Source organism: Mangrovibacterium diazotrophicum (assembly GCF_003610535.1).
GTDB lineage: Bacteria > Bacteroidota > Bacteroidia > Bacteroidales > Prolixibacteraceae > Mangrovibacterium > Mangrovibacterium diazotrophicum.
The window spans coordinates 172,187-188,946 of sequence record NZ_RAPN01000004.1 but is presented as its reverse complement, the minus strand read 5'-3'; the positions used below and the strand labels follow the sequence as shown (position 1 = coordinate 188,946).

Genomic DNA, 16,760 nt, shown 5'->3' with positions numbered 1-16,760 from the left:
TATCATCGCCAATTTACATTCCCTTAAAAGGACACAAAACGGTGGTACAAAGCCCGAATCTTATTCTTCCTTTTTTAGAACTTTGTCGAGGAATTTTTCGATGTAAACAACCGTTTCGTCAAACCAGGGTTCAACCAACCAAAACGCGTGGTATTTGATATCGAAAGTGTGCTTCTCGTGGTAAATTCCCCAGTAGTCCATCATGGCGGTAAGTTCGTTCATTCCGGCTGTAAAGCGCGGATGGGGACTGGTTAGAAAAAGCATGGGCGGCATCTTTTCGTTTGCCCAAAAGATTGGGGAAGCTTCTTTCCAGCGATCCGGTCGTTGGTAAAAGTCGCCTTCGAGCCAGCGCACATCATAGGAGTCCGGCTTCCGCTCACTTTTCAACGACCACGGTGCCATGAAATCAATCACACCATCCATATCAACAATAGCTTGTACGGAAGTTGAAAATCCTTCATTCCCCTGCTCTCCTTCGAACTTCTCAAGGTCTCCCGTCAAACCGACCAGACACGCCAACTGCCCACCGGCAGAGGAACCGCCAATTGCTATTTTGTCAGGATCGATATTCAGTTTTTCAGCGTTAGCCCGTAAGTAACGGATCGCAGATTTGATGTTATAAACCGCTGCCGGATAAGTTGCTTCAAGCACCAATTGGTACTCAACCGCTACCGCCACATAACCTTTCGACGCCAGGTACGCCGCAATCGGCGCCTGATTGGCTTTGCTGCCGGTTGCCCAGGCACCTCCGTGCACCAAAAGTACGGCCGGATACTTGCCATTCTGTTTCGGACTGAAGATATCCATGTGCAAATCACGATCGCCGTAGGGAGTGCCTTTCAGTGTTGTATAAACCACATCGTAGTTGGCCTGCACGTTTTCGGCAATAACCACTTTCGCAGGTTTAGCATCGGGATAGCTCTTTTTCCACTTCTGCCAGTTACTGTAAATCGTAAAACTGGTATCACGGGGAATCGCCGGGTTCCAGGTTTGAGCACTGGCTAAAGTTGAAAGAAAAGCAAGAAAACTAAGGGTGATTAAGATTTTCTTCATGACTATTCAGGTTCAAGCAATAATTGATTTTGATTTAGTTAATCAAAGCTACGGAAGATTAGCTGACAAAAACGTTGACCAATCAACACATTCGGGGGGACAAATCACCAGTCCGGACTTAGGTGAAGTCACTTCACTTTAACTCAAATACAAACTGGTTATTTCGATAGGTTCGTCGCGTCAAACCTCGTACTATAAATTACCAAAGGCAGCGAATATTACAACAATTCGGTGAAGGTCAGGCGCCAAAAGCAACAGAGGACCGTCCGATTAAAGACGGCCCTCTGTGTTATGCCTAAATTGAATTTTAATATCCCGGGTTTTGCACCAGGTTTGGATTGTTTGTTATTTGAATGTCGGGGATTGGATAAAGACCTCTCCAAGCATCCGCAACCGGATCTTCAACGTTTTGTTTGTAGAACCAGGTACTTGTAAAATAAGTCCCAAAACGGATCATATCCGCCCGGCGTTTTCCTTCCCAAATCAATTCACGTGCTCTTTCCTTGTCAATGTCGTCCAATGTCAGACTTGTTAAAGCAACACAATTGCTTCTTTCCCGAATTTGGTTTACAAGACTTAATGCAGTAGTTGCATCCTGCCCTAGTCGGGTCAGGGCTTCTGCTTTCATCAGCAAAACGTTCGCATAACGGTCAACGACATAATCATTATCCGCATTATAGCTTGTGAAGGTGGCACCGACCGGTGAATACTTCAACACTTTATAACCTTCATTATCCGCAATTGCCATACGGGTAGGCTCAACCAATGTGATTAAATTCAACTGAACGCCTTTCGAGTCGGCAAGCGGAGTCACGCCATCCAGGTAGTATTGAGGACCGTATTCCAACAACAGCAACCGGTCGTCGCCATCTTCATAGCGTTCCAAAGCTGTATCATCAAAGCAATAACCATTGGCAGGACCGAAACCCAAGCCATATTTTTGCTGGTCGAGGGCTGGTTGAGCATACAAGATAAACTGGTTACCGCCCACTCCTTTGGCTGGATCTACCGAAATGGCTGTGATCACTTCCGAATTATTTTCGTTGGATGATAGGAAACAATCTCCAACACTTGACTGCAGCGAAAAGGCATTCGTGCTAATCACATTGTTGCACATCTCTAAGCAACTGCTATAATCTGCAGTCCCCGAATAAATCTCGGAATTTAGATAGACTTCAGCCAAAGCAGTATAAACCGATTCTTTTGTCAAACGAGGGTAATAGGCATCTCTGTCAACTGTTGTAACCGATGGAAGATCGGCAGCAGCTGCTGTAAATTCGTCAACAACAAACTGGTATACTTCGGCACGCGTATTTGTGCTTGGCAAATTGGTTGACTCAACCCGTGCATCGGTAAAAATTGGCACATTACCCCAGAAATCCATGGCACGCATATACCCAAAAGCTCTCAGAGCCCGAACTTCTGCAATCATGGCCGTTAAGTCATCAGCATTAGGTGAAGCTTCCAAGCTTTCCAAAACAGCGTTTGCTGCGCCGATTTCCTTAAAAATCGTATTCCATGCAGTTACCATACGACCGTTGCTTGAAGTACAGTTATGAGTCATAACCTCGTCAACGCCTTGATCATACCAGCCACCACTTGCTTTACCCGGGCAGAAGAACTCATCAGTTCCGTATTCGGTAAAACGCCAGCCATCGCCTCCGGCGGAATGTAGATTGCCCAAAAGGCTGTATACACCAACCACAGAAGAAAGGGCTTCAGTTTCATTCTGATAATATGTCGTTGGTGAAAGTTGGCCATAAGTAACTTCATCCAGATCGGTGCACGAAGTATAAACCAAGCTTGCACAAGCTAAAGCTATTAATATTTTGTATGTTTTCATTTTCAATTATTATTTAGAATGACACATTAATTCCAAGCGTAAATGTTCTTGCTTTTGGATAACTCAAATAATCGATACCCAGAGGTGCAGTTCCTGTACTCGATATTTCCGAGTTTACTTCCGGATCTAAACCCGAATAACCGGTAATAACAAACAAGTTCTGCCCGGATACATAAACTTTCGCATTCGACAGGAATGTGTTCGTTGTATTGAAAGTGTAACCTAAAGTCAGGTTATCCAAACGGAGAAATGATCCGTCTTCGATAAACCGCGACGAATATGCTTTTGCCTGGCTCCTGCTTACGCCACTTGTAACCGCTTCCTTAAATACGTTACGACCAGGCAAATTGCTCAGGTAGGCCTGATTGTTTCGTGTACCATTATAGATGTCGTTGCCTAAAGTACCATGGAAGTTCATGGCTAACGACCAATTTTTGTAACTAAAGTTTGATGCAAAACCAAAGCTTAAGTCGGGTTGGGCACATCCAATCACTTCACTTTCGCCATCATTGGCATATTGTTCTAATCCGTCTTCATCGAAACCAATAAAACGCTTACCGTAGAAAGTTCCCAAAGGTTGGCCTGGCGTAATCAACTGAGCGTAGGTACCTGATAGCCCCTGTCCCTGACAAGGTGCAGTTTGCATATCCTCACCAACCCATTTGTCGTTAGCCAAACTCAGCACTTTGTTGGAGTTGTGGCTAACATTGATATTTGCATTCCATTTGAAGTTTCCGGAACGAATCAAATCGGCATTTAAAGTAAATTCAATCCCGGAGTTGCGCACAGCTCCGACATTTGCAACTTGTTTGGAGATATAGGACGGAGATGGAATATCAATAGAAAGCAACAGATCGGAAGTCTTTTTAGAGTACCAATCTAAGCTCCCCTGCAAACGGCCTCCAACAAATCCAAAGTCAATACCAATATCAACCTGAGCAGTTTCTTCCCATTTCAAATCCGGATTAGCATATTGGGCAGGCATTACAATCGTAACTTTCGAGCCACCAACGATATAACCACTACTACTTGCACTTAAAGTACTTAATGAATTGTAGTTTCCGATTTCCTGACTACCGGTCACACCATAACTGGCGCGGAATTTCAAATCGGACACCAGGTTGCTACTATAGAAATCTTCGTTTGAAACACGCCACGAAAAAGCTGCTGATGGGAATAACCCCCATTTGTTATCGGCACCAAACCGGCTCGAACCATCACGACGCAGCGTGGCTGTGAACAGGTATCGGTCGTCATAGTTATAGTTTGCACGTCCGTACATGGAGATCAATTTGTTCTCCTCGGCATAGCTTGTTGGAATATTGATTGATGTGGCTGCCTGGATACTGTACCATTTGAAAACATCTGAAAGGAAGCCGGAAGCACTTTGATTAAAGCCTTCATTGTAGAAATATTGGTATGAATAACCGGCCATTGCATTAATTCCGTGTTTTCCGAACTTCTGATCATATTTCAGGATCGTTTCGAGCAATTTATTGTAATCGCCTAACTTCTGGATATTAACATAGCCATCATTACCATTACCGAGCAGGTTGCTTTTTGAAATGTAGGAATTACGGTCAAGCTGGTTGACATTGTATCCTCCATTAACCTGGAAAGTAAGCGGTTTAATGAAATTATACGAAGCGCTGATGTTCCCCAGGAACTTGGTACTTTTCCGTTCGTCAAGCAGGTCGGTGGTGTACGAAACCGGGTTAACACGATAAGGCGGCACATTGTAATAATCTCCGTTCTCATCGTAAATCGGATAGGTTGGATTGAACACGTAAGCTTCATAAAGAATACTACTACCCATTTCACTACCTACGGTGTTCGACACGGGAGCCTGATTGGTCGTTTGCTGACCGTAACTCATGTTAACGTCGAATTTCAATTTGCCGTCAAGTTCGGTGTGCGTCAGATTAACCCGACTGTTAAAATTCTTCGCGCCTGAACTTTTGATAATACCTTCCTGGTCACTGTAACCAACCGATACGCGGTAGTTGCTTTTCTCAACACCACCTGTCAACGACAGGAAATTACTGGTTGTAAGAGCTGTTCGCTCAATCCGGTCTTGCCAATTCGCATTATCCCCTTTATCATCCAGCGTTAACCCAAGTTCGTTAACAATCGACCGATATTCATCACCTGTCAAAACATCCAGCTGTTTTGATGCATTTGAGAATCCGGTGTTGAACGAATAATCCAGTTGCGTTCTGCCGGCTTTGCCTCGTTTGGTGGTGATCATGATAACACCATTGGCACCGCGTGAACCGTAAATTGCAGTGGCCGACGCATCTTTCAAAATGTTGATCGACTCAATATCATTCGGGTTGATACTCGACAAAGGGTCCACAGCCTCCTGGTCAAAATAGTCGTAAGTACTGCTTAATTTGGTAGAGCTCACACCTGCTGAAGTAGAAATAGGAACACCGTCGATAACATACAGAGGTTCGTTGGAAGCCGAGATTGACGTACCGCCTCGAACACGGATTGTGTTGGTACCTCCGGGTTTACCCGAGTTTTGACTGATACTGACACCGGAGATCGACCCTTTCATAATCGCCTGCGGAGTTAATCCAGCCCCCACCTGAAATTTATCGCTGTTGATGGAGGAAACAGAACCGGTCAAATCACTTTTCTTCATGGTACCATAACCAATCGCAACAACTTCTTCCAAACCAATTGATTCTTCTTGCAGGACCACGTCGATCTTGCTTTGGCCGGCAACAACAACTTCCTGAGCTTGCATCCCCACAAACGAGAATACCAAAGTCGCATCACCCGGAATGTCGGCCAGTGAGTAGTTTCCGTTGAAATCGGTTACCGTACCGGTTGACGTTCCTTTCACAACGATCGTCACCCCGGGCAGGGCCTCGCCCTTTTCGCCGGTCACTTTACCACTTACTTTTATCTCTTTTTGTTGATTTACAGTGGCGCCTTTTTCGGATACTACTATAAAACGGTTGACCAATTCATATTTTAGATTTTGTCCTTCAACAACCTGATCCATGATTTCCTTGATCGAAGAGTTTTCGGTTACAACCGTGATATTTCGACTCACGTCCAAAACATTGTTATCGTACATGAATGAATAATCAGTCTGACGTTCAACCTCTTCGATGACATCTTTCACTGTTCCTTGTTGAATTTTCAGATTTAGGCGGGTACTTTGAGCATTCGTCTCAGCCATTGAACTCAACAGCCCGACAAACAGACATAAGACAAGTGTCAATTTCATAATTAACAATCTTTTGTACCAAGAGGCAATACTCGCAGAGGAGCCTCCGGCGTTCAATTTTTTTTTCATAAGTTTGTGATACATTTTGTGCATTACTGCAAGCTCAATGGGTTGGCGCTTATCGACTTGCAGGAACGCGATTAAACAAAATTCATTTGGAAGGTTTGCTGTTAGCGCAGCAAGCCTTTTTGCATTTTTAATCCGATTCTTTTATTTCATTGGTTTCATTTTGAGAGTTCAACATTTTTACCTTCGATTCGATATTTGATTGATGTTAAGTATCCGATAGTTGAAAGCAGTTCGGGCAGACTTTCAGTTTTAACTTTGAAACTCAGACGCTGCTGCAAATCAATGCTCTTGTCGTAGTGAAACTCGACGCCGTACCAGCGTTCCAGGTATTTCAAAACTTCGCCGAACGACTGGTTCTCAACAACCAGTTCATCGGTGCTCCACGATACGATCATGTCCATATTTTCGCTGCTAACTTCCAGTTTATTTGTTTCCGGATTCAGGTTCGCAACTTGCCCCGGAGTCATCTTGGTCAGCAATTTATCGCGGTTGAACAAGCCCACACTTCCCTCGATCAAAGCCACTTCAGCATTCTGATCATTTGAGTAGTGTTTAAAATTGAATTTGGTTCCGTATACTTCGACCTTCACATCGCCGGAACGCAAACGAAATACGTTACCGGGATCTTTGGTCACCTGCAGCAATGCTTCTCCGGTTAATTGCACATCCCGCGAATGCTCAAAATTTGTTGCATATTTCAAGGAGGAGTTGCCGTTGAGCCAAACGACAGATTGGTCGGGTAATACGACTTTGGTTTTGTGGCCATAAGGTGAAAACACTTCAGCATATTGTACCTCCTGGTGCTGCATAAGGTAGTAGCCTGCCAGGCCACCGACAAAAAACAGGAGTATGGAAGCTGCAACTTTTAAGAAAACCGGATTCAATCTCACCCTCCGTTGCTTTGCTGCAATCCGGTTTTCAATTTTGCTCCAAGCTACTTTTTGATCCGGCTCAAACTCACGAGGGAGTTCGCCCGAGATCAGATAAGTCAGTTTAACTTCTCCCCATAATTTCCTGTTATAATCCGATTTTTGTAGCCATTGCTGAAGCTCTTCATCCGGCTTTTCATCCGAATGAATCAGGTAATATTGTATTTTCCCCCAAGGGATTTCGTTTTCCATGTTTAGGCCGCTTTTACCATTAAGTAACAGCAACACGTAAATACCCCTAAAAGAATTTCATTTTTTTTATTTGAAAAAATCGAGCAGGAAGAGTAGAAAGATTTTGTCGCGGTGCGGCTCCAGACAGCTTCGCAACTTTTTCAACGCGATTGTCATCTGATTTTCAACTGTTTTAACGGACACCCCCAGTTGTTCGGCTATTTGTTTGTTGGATAGTTCCTGCTTTTTGCTGAGTAAAAAAATCTCGCGACATTTTTCAGGAAGTTGCAATATCGCATCATTCAGTATTTGTCGAAATTCCTCGATACCGGAGAACTGCTCCATCGGAATCTCGTCGATATAACTTTCGCTCGCCTCAATGGCATCAAACCAAACCAGGTTGTCTTTCTGCGAACGAAGCACGTTCAAACTTTTATATTTCGACGCACCGAACAGGTAGGCTTTAACTGAAGAATGGATTTTTATTTTTTGCTTGTTTTCCCAAAAGTAAACGAAGATATCCTGCACTACCTCTTCGGCAAGCATCTCGTCTTTCAGGTAAATATTGACAAAATTACAGAGCTCGCGGTAATACTTGTCAAAGAAATATTTGAAGGCCCGTTTGTCGCCTTCAATCATTCGTTGAATAATAAATTGCTCTTCTTGATTCCCCGATCCTGCCAATTTCGTCAAATTTTTAGTCTGCCTAAATTAGCAGATTTCGCGTAATAAAGGTAAAAAAAGAGGGCTGCTATCGTCATAGCCTCCCTCTTTGGTTTGAAAATCTATTTTCTGATCCACTATTATTTTTTGTCGATATCTTTTTGCAGTTCAATTGCCGCCATAACAAATGGGCCAACACCCTTCGGATCGTTATCGCGAATCTCTGTCGAAATGTAATATTCGTATGACCCGTCGCGATAAGGATTTCCACCCAAACCGGCAACAGCGCAACATTGTGTCAGCGAGATTTTGCCATCATCTTCTGTTTTGATGAAGGTCTTCAGCATGCCGTCGAAGCCTTTTTTGGCAGCTTCCATGTACGAATCATCCACGTATCCCATGCGGTTTGCTTTGGCAAAGGCGTAAACAAACATACTGGAGCAGGTAGATTCCAGCCAGTTTCCTTCGCGAGCAGGCTCATCCATGACCTGCCACCAAACACCTGTCGCCGGATCCTGAGCTTTCAGGATAGCTGCATAAACCGTTTTCAAAACATCCAGATATGCTACTCTTTGCGGGTGATCTGCCGGTATAAAATCCAGAATGTCAACCAGTGCCATGGCGTACCAGCCCTGCGCACGTCCCCAAACATGTTGTGAAAGTCCGGTAATTGAATCGGCCCAGGCTTGCTCGCGGCTTTCATCCCACCCGTGGAAATTTAAACCGGTAATGGTATCGTGTGTATGTTTTTGAATGGTGAAAACCTGGTGCATCGCATCGTCGATAGCCTCTGGCTTATTAAACACTTTGCCGTATTGCGCATGGAATGGGTCAGCCATGTAAACGCCATCCAACCACATTTGAAACGGGTAAACTTTCTTGTGCCAGTATCCGCCGTCGGAAGTTTTTGGTTGGTTTTTGAGCTGCTCATTCAGCAAATCCATCGCTTTTGCAAACCGCTCGTCACCTGTTTTCTCATAAATTTCGAAAAGGATTTTTCCGGAATTCACCAGGTCGAGGTTGTATTTCTCCATGTTGTACGATACGATTGAACCATCTTCGTTGATCATTTTATCAGCGTAAGCAAAACCATAATCGTAATATTTTTGATCACCGGTTTCGTTGTATAAACGTTGAAGTGCCAGGGTTACCAATCCTTGCGTATAGCTCCACTTTGGTTCTTTTGACCAGTCCAGCATCGAAGCATCCGGGAAACGCGCCATATCAGAATCGGCCATTTTGATTCCCCATTGGATTGGCGAAATTTCTTCTGTTTTTTTAGTTTGGCTACAGGATGTACCCAAAAGCATTAAGGCAGCGAGCAGCGCCAGAGTGATAGATTTGATCGTTTTCATCAGTTCTTGCTTGATTTATTAATCTGTTACCGGACACAAAAATAAATCCCAGCAAGCTGACAGACTCCCGACAAACTATCCGTTTTAGGGGGTTAAATCGTCAGACTGACTCCTTCAATCTCCCTAAAAAACGCCCAAAGAGCCAACTACATAAATAAACCCATAGAATGGTGCTCATGCTTTTCAGCGACTAACAGTGAACGAATAATTACCGGAGCCTAATTTTACGACCACATAAACACCTTCCTGACCAATGACCTCAACTTCGCGGTGTCCTGTCAAGCTTTTGCCGCTTTCTTTCACCTTGTCGATCGATGAAGCCGGGACATAAACTTTCGCCGAGGTATTAATCGGAATTGACACATTTAAAATTAGCTGGCCTTGCGACCAACGCCATTCCGATACAACTTTTCCGTAATAGGTAAGCAAATCTGCCTTCACAAAATTCAGTTTCTGCGTAACGATCGGCTTTATTAGAATCGCCTTGTAGCCGGGAACATCCGGATCGGTCTTAATGCCAGCGGCTTCGCGATACATCCAGTTACCAATGGCGCCGTACGCGTAGTGGTTGAATGAATTCATGTTGGGCGTTTGAAACGATCCGTCGGGTTTTATACCATCCCACCGTTCCCAAATAGTTGTTGCGCCCATCGTAACAGGGTATAACCACGATGGATACGATTTTTCCAGCAGCAGTTTATACGCCAGTTCACTTTGCCCGTTTTCAGAAAGTACGTGACACAGGTACGGTGTTCCCAAAAATCCGGTAGTCAGGTGATCATCGTATTCGTGAATATTGGTAACCAAACGAGCCACCGCGTCATCGCGCAGGCCCTCCGGCAACATGTCAAATTCCAGTGCCAGCACGTAAGCGGTTTGCGTGCCTGAAACCATTCGCCCGCTCGGTGTCAGGTACTCATGCACAAAAGCTTCTTTCACTTTGGTCAGCAAGGAATCGTACACATGTACATCGTAATCCATCTCCAACACTTTTGCTGCATCAATCAGCAGTTGAGTTGAGTGAGCATAGAAACATTGGGCAATTAAATCTTTATCAGTCGATGCAGCCCTCCCGCTGTTATCGTCATCAGGACGGAAAAATAACCAGTCGCCGAAAGATTGTTTCGGGCGCCACAAATTATTTTGCGCCGTATTCCGAATGTAATCTACCCAAGCCTTCATGCTAGCATACTGATTTTCCAACAGCACCTTGTCACCGTATGAACGGTAGATTTCCATCGGCGCTATTGTGGCCACATCGCCCCAACCCGGACTACACTCGTCACCCAATACATTGGGCACCACGTACGGAACACTTCCGTCCTCGGCCTGATCGGCAGCCACATCTTTCAACCACTTGGCATAAAAGCTATTTACATTGAAGTTGAAAGCGGCAGTCGAAGCAAATGCCTGCGCATCACCGGTCCAGCCCAAACGTTCGTCGCGTTGCGGGCAGTCTGTTGGAACATCAACGAAATTACCTCGCTGGCTCCATTGTATATTTTTTTGCAAGCGGTTTACAAAATCATCGGAACATGAAAAGTTCCCTGTGGGTAACAAATCCGAGTAAAGCGCGATGGCCTTGAAGTTTTCCGGATTCAGTTCACCAGGATATCCTTCCACCTTTATGAAGCGAAATCCCTGGAACGTAAAGTGAGGCTCGAAGGTTTCCTGTCCTCCGCCCTTCAAAATATAGGTATTTGTTTGTTTGGCAGTCCGCAGGTTTGCCGTGTAAAAATTCCCGTCTTTGTCCAACACCTCTGCATGCTGAATTGTAATCTTGTCGCCAGCTTTCCCGGTCGCTTTTACCTGCACCCATCCAACCAGGTTTTGTCCAAAATCAATCACCTTTTCACCCTTGGGCGTCGTAATTATTTTCGCAGGCTTAAACTCTTCCTGCTTCCTCACCGGTTCATTCTCGGTAGTCACTAAATTAATTACCGGGAAGTTGGCCAATTTTATCGCCGACCAGTCCACATCGACAAAACCAGGTTCCGACCAACCTTTCAACGCCAACCGAGCGTCGAAGGTCTCTCCGTCGTAGATCTCAGAATCAAGGATCGGCCCCAGTGCCGAACGCCAGCTCCCGTCCGACAAAATATTTTCGGTCGTTCCATCCTCGTAAATAATCTGCATCTGGAAAAGCAAAGCCAGGTCTTCTCCGTAGAAACCGGTTTTGGGATTGAAACCAATTTTGCCGCGATACCAACCATTGCCCAATGAAACACCAATCGCGTTTTTACCGTCCTTTAGAAAGTCGGTTACATCGTATGTCTGATATTGCAGGCGTTTGTTGTAGCTGGTCCACCCCGGAGTCAGGTACAGATCGCCAACCCGCTTTCCGTTAATTTCAGCCTCGTACATGCCATGTGCCGTAATAAAAACTGTCGCCATCCTAACTTTCTTTTGCAAAGCAAACTCTGTCCGCATCAATGGCAATTTTTGGCCATCGCGCTCACTCACTCCGGGACGAATCCACTTGGCCCGCCAATTTTCGGGGCCCATGATTCCCATGATCCAGTAGTTCGGAGCACTCCACTTGGACACCCGATCGTTCTGATCCCACACCCGAACCTGCCAGTAATATTTGCGGCCGGGTTTGAGGGTATTTCCTGTAAACTGAACGTGAACAGACTGGTCCGAAGGAATCTTTCCGGTGCTGAAAATCAGATCCACTCCCTTCTGAAGCGATTCGAGACTTTCACTTACCCGAATATCAAAAGCCGATTGGCTGACGTTTCGTTTTGAGGACTCCAAAGTCCACGAAAGCCTCGGGTACATGACACTAACCCCAACCGGGTTAATCTTATTTTCGACAAATAAACGGCTTACTTCAATTTGTGCAAATGCAGCAGAAAACAGGCACAACACAGTAAAGAAAAGAAATAGCAATTTCTTCAAAACTGATCGCATAAGTTATTTCGTTTGATAGGTTTGGCAAATTCCCCGTCTTAAATCGCAGATCACAAAATACCGAATTAAGACGATTTTTCAAAAACAGTCAAATGTACAAAAGGAAAATTTCTTTTTGAAACCTTTGAGGTCTTTCTTGCAATTATTCAACGGAACACCAACGCTGCAAACGCTATTTTCAGAATTCACCCGCTTTATACCGACGAAAATAATCAACGGCTGCCCTCCGTACTTTACCCGAAAGAAGCAAAGCACTAATCATCGTTGGGAAAGCCATCAGGGCGAAGGCCAGATCGATAAACGCGACGATAACGCGCATCTGAGAAACTGCACCAACCACCACCAAAACGACTACAAAGTAATGGTACAGATGCTGGTATTTGGCGCCAGCGACAAAGCTTAAACATTTGCTGCCATAATACGGAAAAGCAAACATGGTTGAGAGTGAAAAGAAGATTACGCACACCAACAAGACATAAGATCCGTAAGGAATTGCATCATTGAAAGCCTCCGCTGTCAAGGTAATTCCGTCGGACGAACTGTGCGTCCAGACTCCTGTTATAATGATTGCTAAGGCAGTCATTGTACAAACAATGATGGTATCGATAATTGGTCCCAACATGGCCACCAATCCTTCGCGAATCGGCTCGTTGGTTTTGGCAGCTCCGTGTGCCATTGGAGCTGTTCCCATACCCGCTTCGTTTGAAAAAGCGGCACGGCGCACACCGGTGATGATGATCGCACCAAGCGAACCACCCACCACTGCCTTTCCGGTAAATGCGTCTTCAAAAATGAGTCGGAAACTCGGAATAATTTCCGAGGGGTGTGAGAAAATGATGTATAATACAGCAACAATATAAACGACAACCATCACCGGAACCATGCGCCCTGTTACATTTCCGAGCCGCTTTACGCCACCAAGAACAACAATCGCGACAATAATCGCCATCACGGAGCCGATAATCATATCTGTCATCACCGAGCGGTGAATTCCGTTGGGAACCAAAAACACGTCGCGAATAACCTGGGTGAGCTGATTCGACTGGAATATTGGCAACACCCCCAACATGGCCATCACCGAAAAAAAGATAGCCAAAGGTTTCCAACGACGTCCCAGCCCTTCAGTAATCACGTACATGGGACCGCCTTGAATTTCGCCGGCACTGTCCTTTCCACGATACATAACAGCCAGCGAACAGGTAAAAAATTTGGTGGAGACACCGAGTAGTGCCGAGATCCACATCCAAAAGATGGCTCCCGGACCGCCCATGGTGATGGCCACAGCAACGCCGCTGATATTCCCCATCCCCACTGTTCCGGCCAAAGCCGTCGACAATGCCTGGTAGTGTTTCAGCTGGCCGGCCTCGTTCGGGTCATCGTATTTGCCGCGTATGATTTGAATGGCGTGGCCAATGTATTTAATTGGTGCCAAACGTGTAATTACCAGAAAATAAAAACCTCCTCCTAATAACAACACCAAAACCGGAATTCCCCACATGAAGTCGGAAGACGTTACAATCAGTTCACCAAATTTTTCAAGCATCTTGTGTTCTATTTCCGGTCAAGATAATCATTCTTTTTGTTTAGCAATAGCGGCTCAATCTGACTTCAGGATGAATTAAACTTGATTTATCAATCAACATGTCCGAAAATTGTTTTGCGAAGTACGGCCCCAGCATGCAACCTTTGGAACCCAAACCATTAAAAATGCCGACTTGCGAAAATTCGGGATGAAGTCCCAAAATGGGCCGCCGGTCGTGCGTGGTAGGCCGAATGCCGGCTACATGTTCCGTGATTTTATAATCGCCGGAAAATACCTGTTCCAACTTTTCGCACAATTCTTCTCTGGCATCAGAGGTTGTAATTTCGTTCAGGTTATTCCAATCATAGGTTGCTCCCATTCGGAATTCGTTATTCCTAACAGGCATTAAAAAGAAAGCTTTATTCAGAATGAAGTCGGCATTGTAATTATTCGCCTGCACCCGAAATACCTCTCCTTTGGTGTGTTTAAACTGAATTTGTTGAAAGAAAGGATTCTGCGATGCACGGTGTCCTTCGCAAAAAATGATTTTGCCTGCTTCGAGATCGCCATAGTCAACGCGATCAGAATGAATGACCAATCTGGAATAATCGAAATTCAGTTCATGCAGACATTCCTTTTGAATCAGGTATTCCCTGAATCCATTCAATAGACTTTGTAAATCAACACGGCCCGCTTTTTCAACCCAACCGCTTCCGTGCTCTAATTTCAATCTGTTATAGGGTGAATCATCCGGAGTGATTCTCAAATAAGACGAAAGTCCATTCTCCGCCGATTTCTTTTGCCAAAAGTCGGCCTCGCCCGAACCGAAGACCTTGCGGATTTTCGTTGGGTAATAAATCTTCGTCACTAAGAGCGCTTCCAATTCGGCGTAAGTTTCCTCGAGTTTCGGAAACAAATCATCAATCAGCCAGCTTTTAGTCAATCGGCGAAAAACCACGGGATTGATCAAACCCGCGGCAACTGCAGATGCTTTTTGAAAGTTTGGTGAATCAATCACCTGAACGGATTGCCCCGACTTGATCAGCTCGTGAGCCAACAACGTACCGGCAAGCCCCTGCCCTACGATAATGAAATCAGTTTTCATACCCGACAGGACAGTTTGCCTCGGAATTTGTTCAGCTGAAAGGAAAATTTTGAGCTACTTAAACCAAATCTCCACGAAAACCGGCAAATGATCCGACGGATATTTCTGATCGTACGAGTCCTTTAAAACGCTATATTTTCGAACAGTTTCTACCTTGCGGTTCACAAAAATGTAGTCGATCCGTTTCTCCAGCGGACTGTTGAAATCGAATCCGTTGAAGGTTCCCTCTGGTCCCTCAGGCGCTGCTTCCGACATATCGCGGGTATCGTGCATTTTGCGCATTAACCATTTCATCGGATCGGCGTCGGGCGTCAGGTTAAAATCACCGGTCAGTATAACAGGAAGTTTATCTTCATTCAACTCCTTCATTTTATCGAAAATCAATTTCGCCGCTTCCTTCCTCGCCTCTTCACCAACATGATCGAAATGCGTGTTGAATACCCAAAAATTGCGTCGGCTATCGTACTCTTCCAGTTTGATGTAGGTGCAAATACGCGGGAAAGCGGCGTCCCATCCTTTACTGGGCACACCGGGTGTTTCCGACAGCCAGAACCAACCCTGTTCTTTCAACTGAAAACGGCGCGAATCGTAAAAGATCGGAGAATACTCCCCGGCGTTAATGCCGTTATCGCGACCAACGCCAACCCAATCGTATCCCGGCAAGCGAGACGCAATATCGTTGACCTGCCCGAGCAAAGCTTCCTGCAAACCGAAAACATCAGGTGCGCGGTCCAAAATCAAATCGATCACATGGTCTTTCCGAAGCGGCCATGCATTTTCCCCATCCCCCGGGTTGTTGTAACGAATGTTCCAGGTCATCACTTTCAAGTCGATGGCCTGAACGGAATCGGCGATCAGAATCGCCAACAGAATCAGCAAACTCTTATTCTTCATTGCTTTCTTGTTTTTCCTGCGTACAGAAATTGTATTCCGGATAATCGCCTTTGTGCTCCCCGTCAATAATCGTATGAATCTGCTTCTTCTCTCCTTTCAGCACAAAATCGTAACAAAACTCGATGATCTCATCAAAATATTCCGTCTTCGGTGTACCCGCAATGGCATGATTCCCACCGCAAGTGGTGTGCAGCCAATAAGGTTTGCCCAATTCACGCAAACGTTCTGCCATTGAATAAGAACCATACAAGATCAAATATCCTGGGCTTCCTTCGGAACAGTAGTGATGTGGTGCCGTTGCATAGGGCACCAAGTTATCGGATGTTCCGTGGAAAAACAGTGCAGGCACTGCTGATTCCTCGTAAATGGCATTGATATCAGAAATAGCGCCTGCCATGCTAATAACACCAGCGTACGATACCGGTCCTGAGTCCAGTCCGTAGCAATACGGTGGTTGAAAAGCGGCCTTCAGCACGGTTTCGGCACCAGCGCTGCTACCAGCTAAAATTATTTTATGCGGATCGATGGCAAACTGCTCCCATCGTTCAATCAGGAAGTAAGTCGCATCCTGCAAATCATCAACTGCTGCCTGAAACGTTTTCAGCTTCTCGTCGGCCGGGCAATCGCAACCAAAACCGGTAGCTGTTCCTTGCCGCGTCAGGCGGTAACTGACTGAAACTGCCACGTAACCGTATTCCGCCAGCCGTTTACAAAACTTCTGATTCTCGGGTGTATCTCTTTTCCCTCCGGAAAAACCGCCACCATGAACAAATAAAACAACGGGGCGATCAACAGCACTGTCAAAAGCAGGCTGATAAATATCCAAGTCCAGTTTTTGATTGTCTTTCTCTGCATAGGTGTAAGTGTCAACCATCACAGAATCGACTACCTGTTCGGCATAGCGTTCCTGCGCTGATACATTTTGCCAAATAAAAAGGAGGAATGAAAAAAGGAAAATCGTGTACTTCATTTTGTAAGTTATTGTCGTTGATTGAGGTTTAG

Annotated in this window: 11 protein-coding genes; all 11 read right to left on the bottom strand. The window is 45.2% G+C overall.

Annotation, left to right across the window (positions count from 1 at the left end; translation table 11 throughout):
• Positions 1 to 60: 60 nt before the first annotated feature.
• Positions 61 to 1,053, bottom strand: coding sequence for an alpha/beta hydrolase (locus tag BC643_RS20490; protein ID WP_120275156.1), 993 nt, complete (start codon positions 1,051 to 1,053; stop codon positions 61 to 63).
• A 307-nt stretch (positions 1,054 to 1,360) separates the two neighbouring features.
• On the bottom strand, positions 1,361 to 2,896 hold the full coding sequence (locus tag BC643_RS20485; RefSeq protein ID WP_120275155.1) for a RagB/SusD family nutrient uptake outer membrane protein: 1,536 nt from the start codon (positions 2,894 to 2,896) through the stop codon (positions 1,361 to 1,363).
• Between the two features lie 13 nt (positions 2,897 to 2,909).
• Positions 2,910 to 6,137, bottom strand: a complete 3,228-nt coding sequence (locus BC643_RS20480) for a TonB-dependent receptor (protein WP_211338156.1) — start codon at positions 6,135 to 6,137, stop codon at positions 2,910 to 2,912.
• A gap of 224 nt (positions 6,138 to 6,361) precedes the next feature.
• Positions 6,362 to 7,327, bottom strand: a complete 966-nt coding sequence (locus BC643_RS20475; protein ID WP_147377294.1) for a FecR family protein — start codon at positions 7,325 to 7,327, stop codon at positions 6,362 to 6,364.
• A 66-nt stretch (positions 7,328 to 7,393) separates the two neighbouring features.
• Positions 7,394 to 7,999, bottom strand: coding sequence for an RNA polymerase sigma-70 factor (locus tag BC643_RS20470; RefSeq protein WP_120275153.1), 606 nt, complete (start codon positions 7,997 to 7,999; stop codon positions 7,394 to 7,396).
• A 110-nt stretch (positions 8,000 to 8,109) separates the two neighbouring features.
• Positions 8,110 to 9,324 carry a glycoside hydrolase family 88/105 protein gene (locus tag BC643_RS20465; RefSeq protein ID WP_120275152.1) on the bottom strand — a complete coding sequence of 405 codons (1,215 nt, stop codon included), beginning with the start codon at positions 9,322 to 9,324 and terminating at the stop codon, positions 8,110 to 8,112.
• A gap of 183 nt (positions 9,325 to 9,507) precedes the next feature.
• Positions 9,508 to 12,237 (bottom strand): alpha-L-rhamnosidase, encoded by a 2,730-nt coding sequence (locus BC643_RS20460; protein WP_120275151.1) that lies wholly within the window; start codon positions 12,235 to 12,237, stop codon positions 9,508 to 9,510.
• A gap of 178 nt (positions 12,238 to 12,415) precedes the next feature.
• Positions 12,416 to 13,780, bottom strand: a complete 1,365-nt coding sequence (locus tag BC643_RS20455; protein ID WP_120275150.1) for an alanine/glycine:cation symporter family protein — start codon at positions 13,778 to 13,780, stop codon at positions 12,416 to 12,418.
• 40 nt (positions 13,781 to 13,820) lie between these two features.
• A complete protein-coding gene (locus BC643_RS20450) occupies positions 13,821 to 14,864 on the bottom strand; it encodes an NAD(P)/FAD-dependent oxidoreductase (RefSeq protein ID WP_120275149.1) in 1,044 nt (347 codons plus the stop codon).
• 54 nt (positions 14,865 to 14,918) lie between these two features.
• Positions 14,919 to 15,758, bottom strand: coding sequence for an endonuclease/exonuclease/phosphatase family protein (locus BC643_RS20445; RefSeq protein ID WP_120275148.1), 840 nt, complete (start codon positions 15,756 to 15,758; stop codon positions 14,919 to 14,921).
• Positions 15,748 to 16,728 carry an alpha/beta hydrolase gene (locus BC643_RS20440; protein WP_120275147.1) on the bottom strand — a complete coding sequence of 327 codons (981 nt, stop codon included), beginning with the start codon at positions 16,726 to 16,728 and terminating at the stop codon, positions 15,748 to 15,750. Before BC643_RS20440 ends, BC643_RS20445 begins: the two co-directional genes overlap by 11 nt.
• Positions 16,729 to 16,760: the final 32 nt, after the last annotated feature.

What these genes read in the sequence shown, in the direction of transcription:
- BC643_RS20440 (WP_120275147.1), bottom strand. Translation starts at nt 16,728, where the DNA reads ATGAAGTACACGATTTTCCTTTTTTCATTCCTCCTTTTTATTTGGCAA.
- BC643_RS20475 (WP_147377294.1), bottom strand. Translation starts at nt 7,327, where the DNA reads ATGGAAAACGAAATCCCTTGGGGGAAAATACAATATTACCTGATTCAT.
- BC643_RS20460 (WP_120275151.1), bottom strand. Translation starts at nt 12,237, where the DNA reads ATGCGATCAGTTTTGAAGAAATTGCTATTTCTTTTCTTTACTGTGTTG.
- BC643_RS20490 (WP_120275156.1), bottom strand. Translation starts at nt 1,053, where the DNA reads ATGAAGAAAATCTTAATCACCCTTAGTTTTCTTGCTTTTCTTTCAACT.
- BC643_RS20445 (WP_120275148.1), bottom strand. Translation starts at nt 15,758, where the DNA reads ATGAAGAATAAGAGTTTGCTGATTCTGTTGGCGATTCTGATCGCCGAT.
- BC643_RS20480 (WP_211338156.1), bottom strand. Translation starts at nt 6,137, where the DNA reads ATGAAATTGACACTTGTCTTATGTCTGTTTGTCGGGCTGTTGAGTTCA.
- BC643_RS20465 (WP_120275152.1), bottom strand. Translation starts at nt 9,324, where the DNA reads ATGAAAACGATCAAATCTATCACTCTGGCGCTGCTCGCTGCCTTAATG.
- BC643_RS20485 (WP_120275155.1), bottom strand. Translation starts at nt 2,896, where the DNA reads ATGAAAACATACAAAATATTAATAGCTTTAGCTTGTGCAAGCTTGGTT.
- BC643_RS20450 (WP_120275149.1), bottom strand. Translation starts at nt 14,864, where the DNA reads ATGAAAACTGATTTCATTATCGTAGGGCAGGGGCTTGCCGGTACGTTG.
- BC643_RS20455 (WP_120275150.1), bottom strand. Translation starts at nt 13,780, where the DNA reads ATGCTTGAAAAATTTGGTGAACTGATTGTAACGTCTTCCGACTTCATG.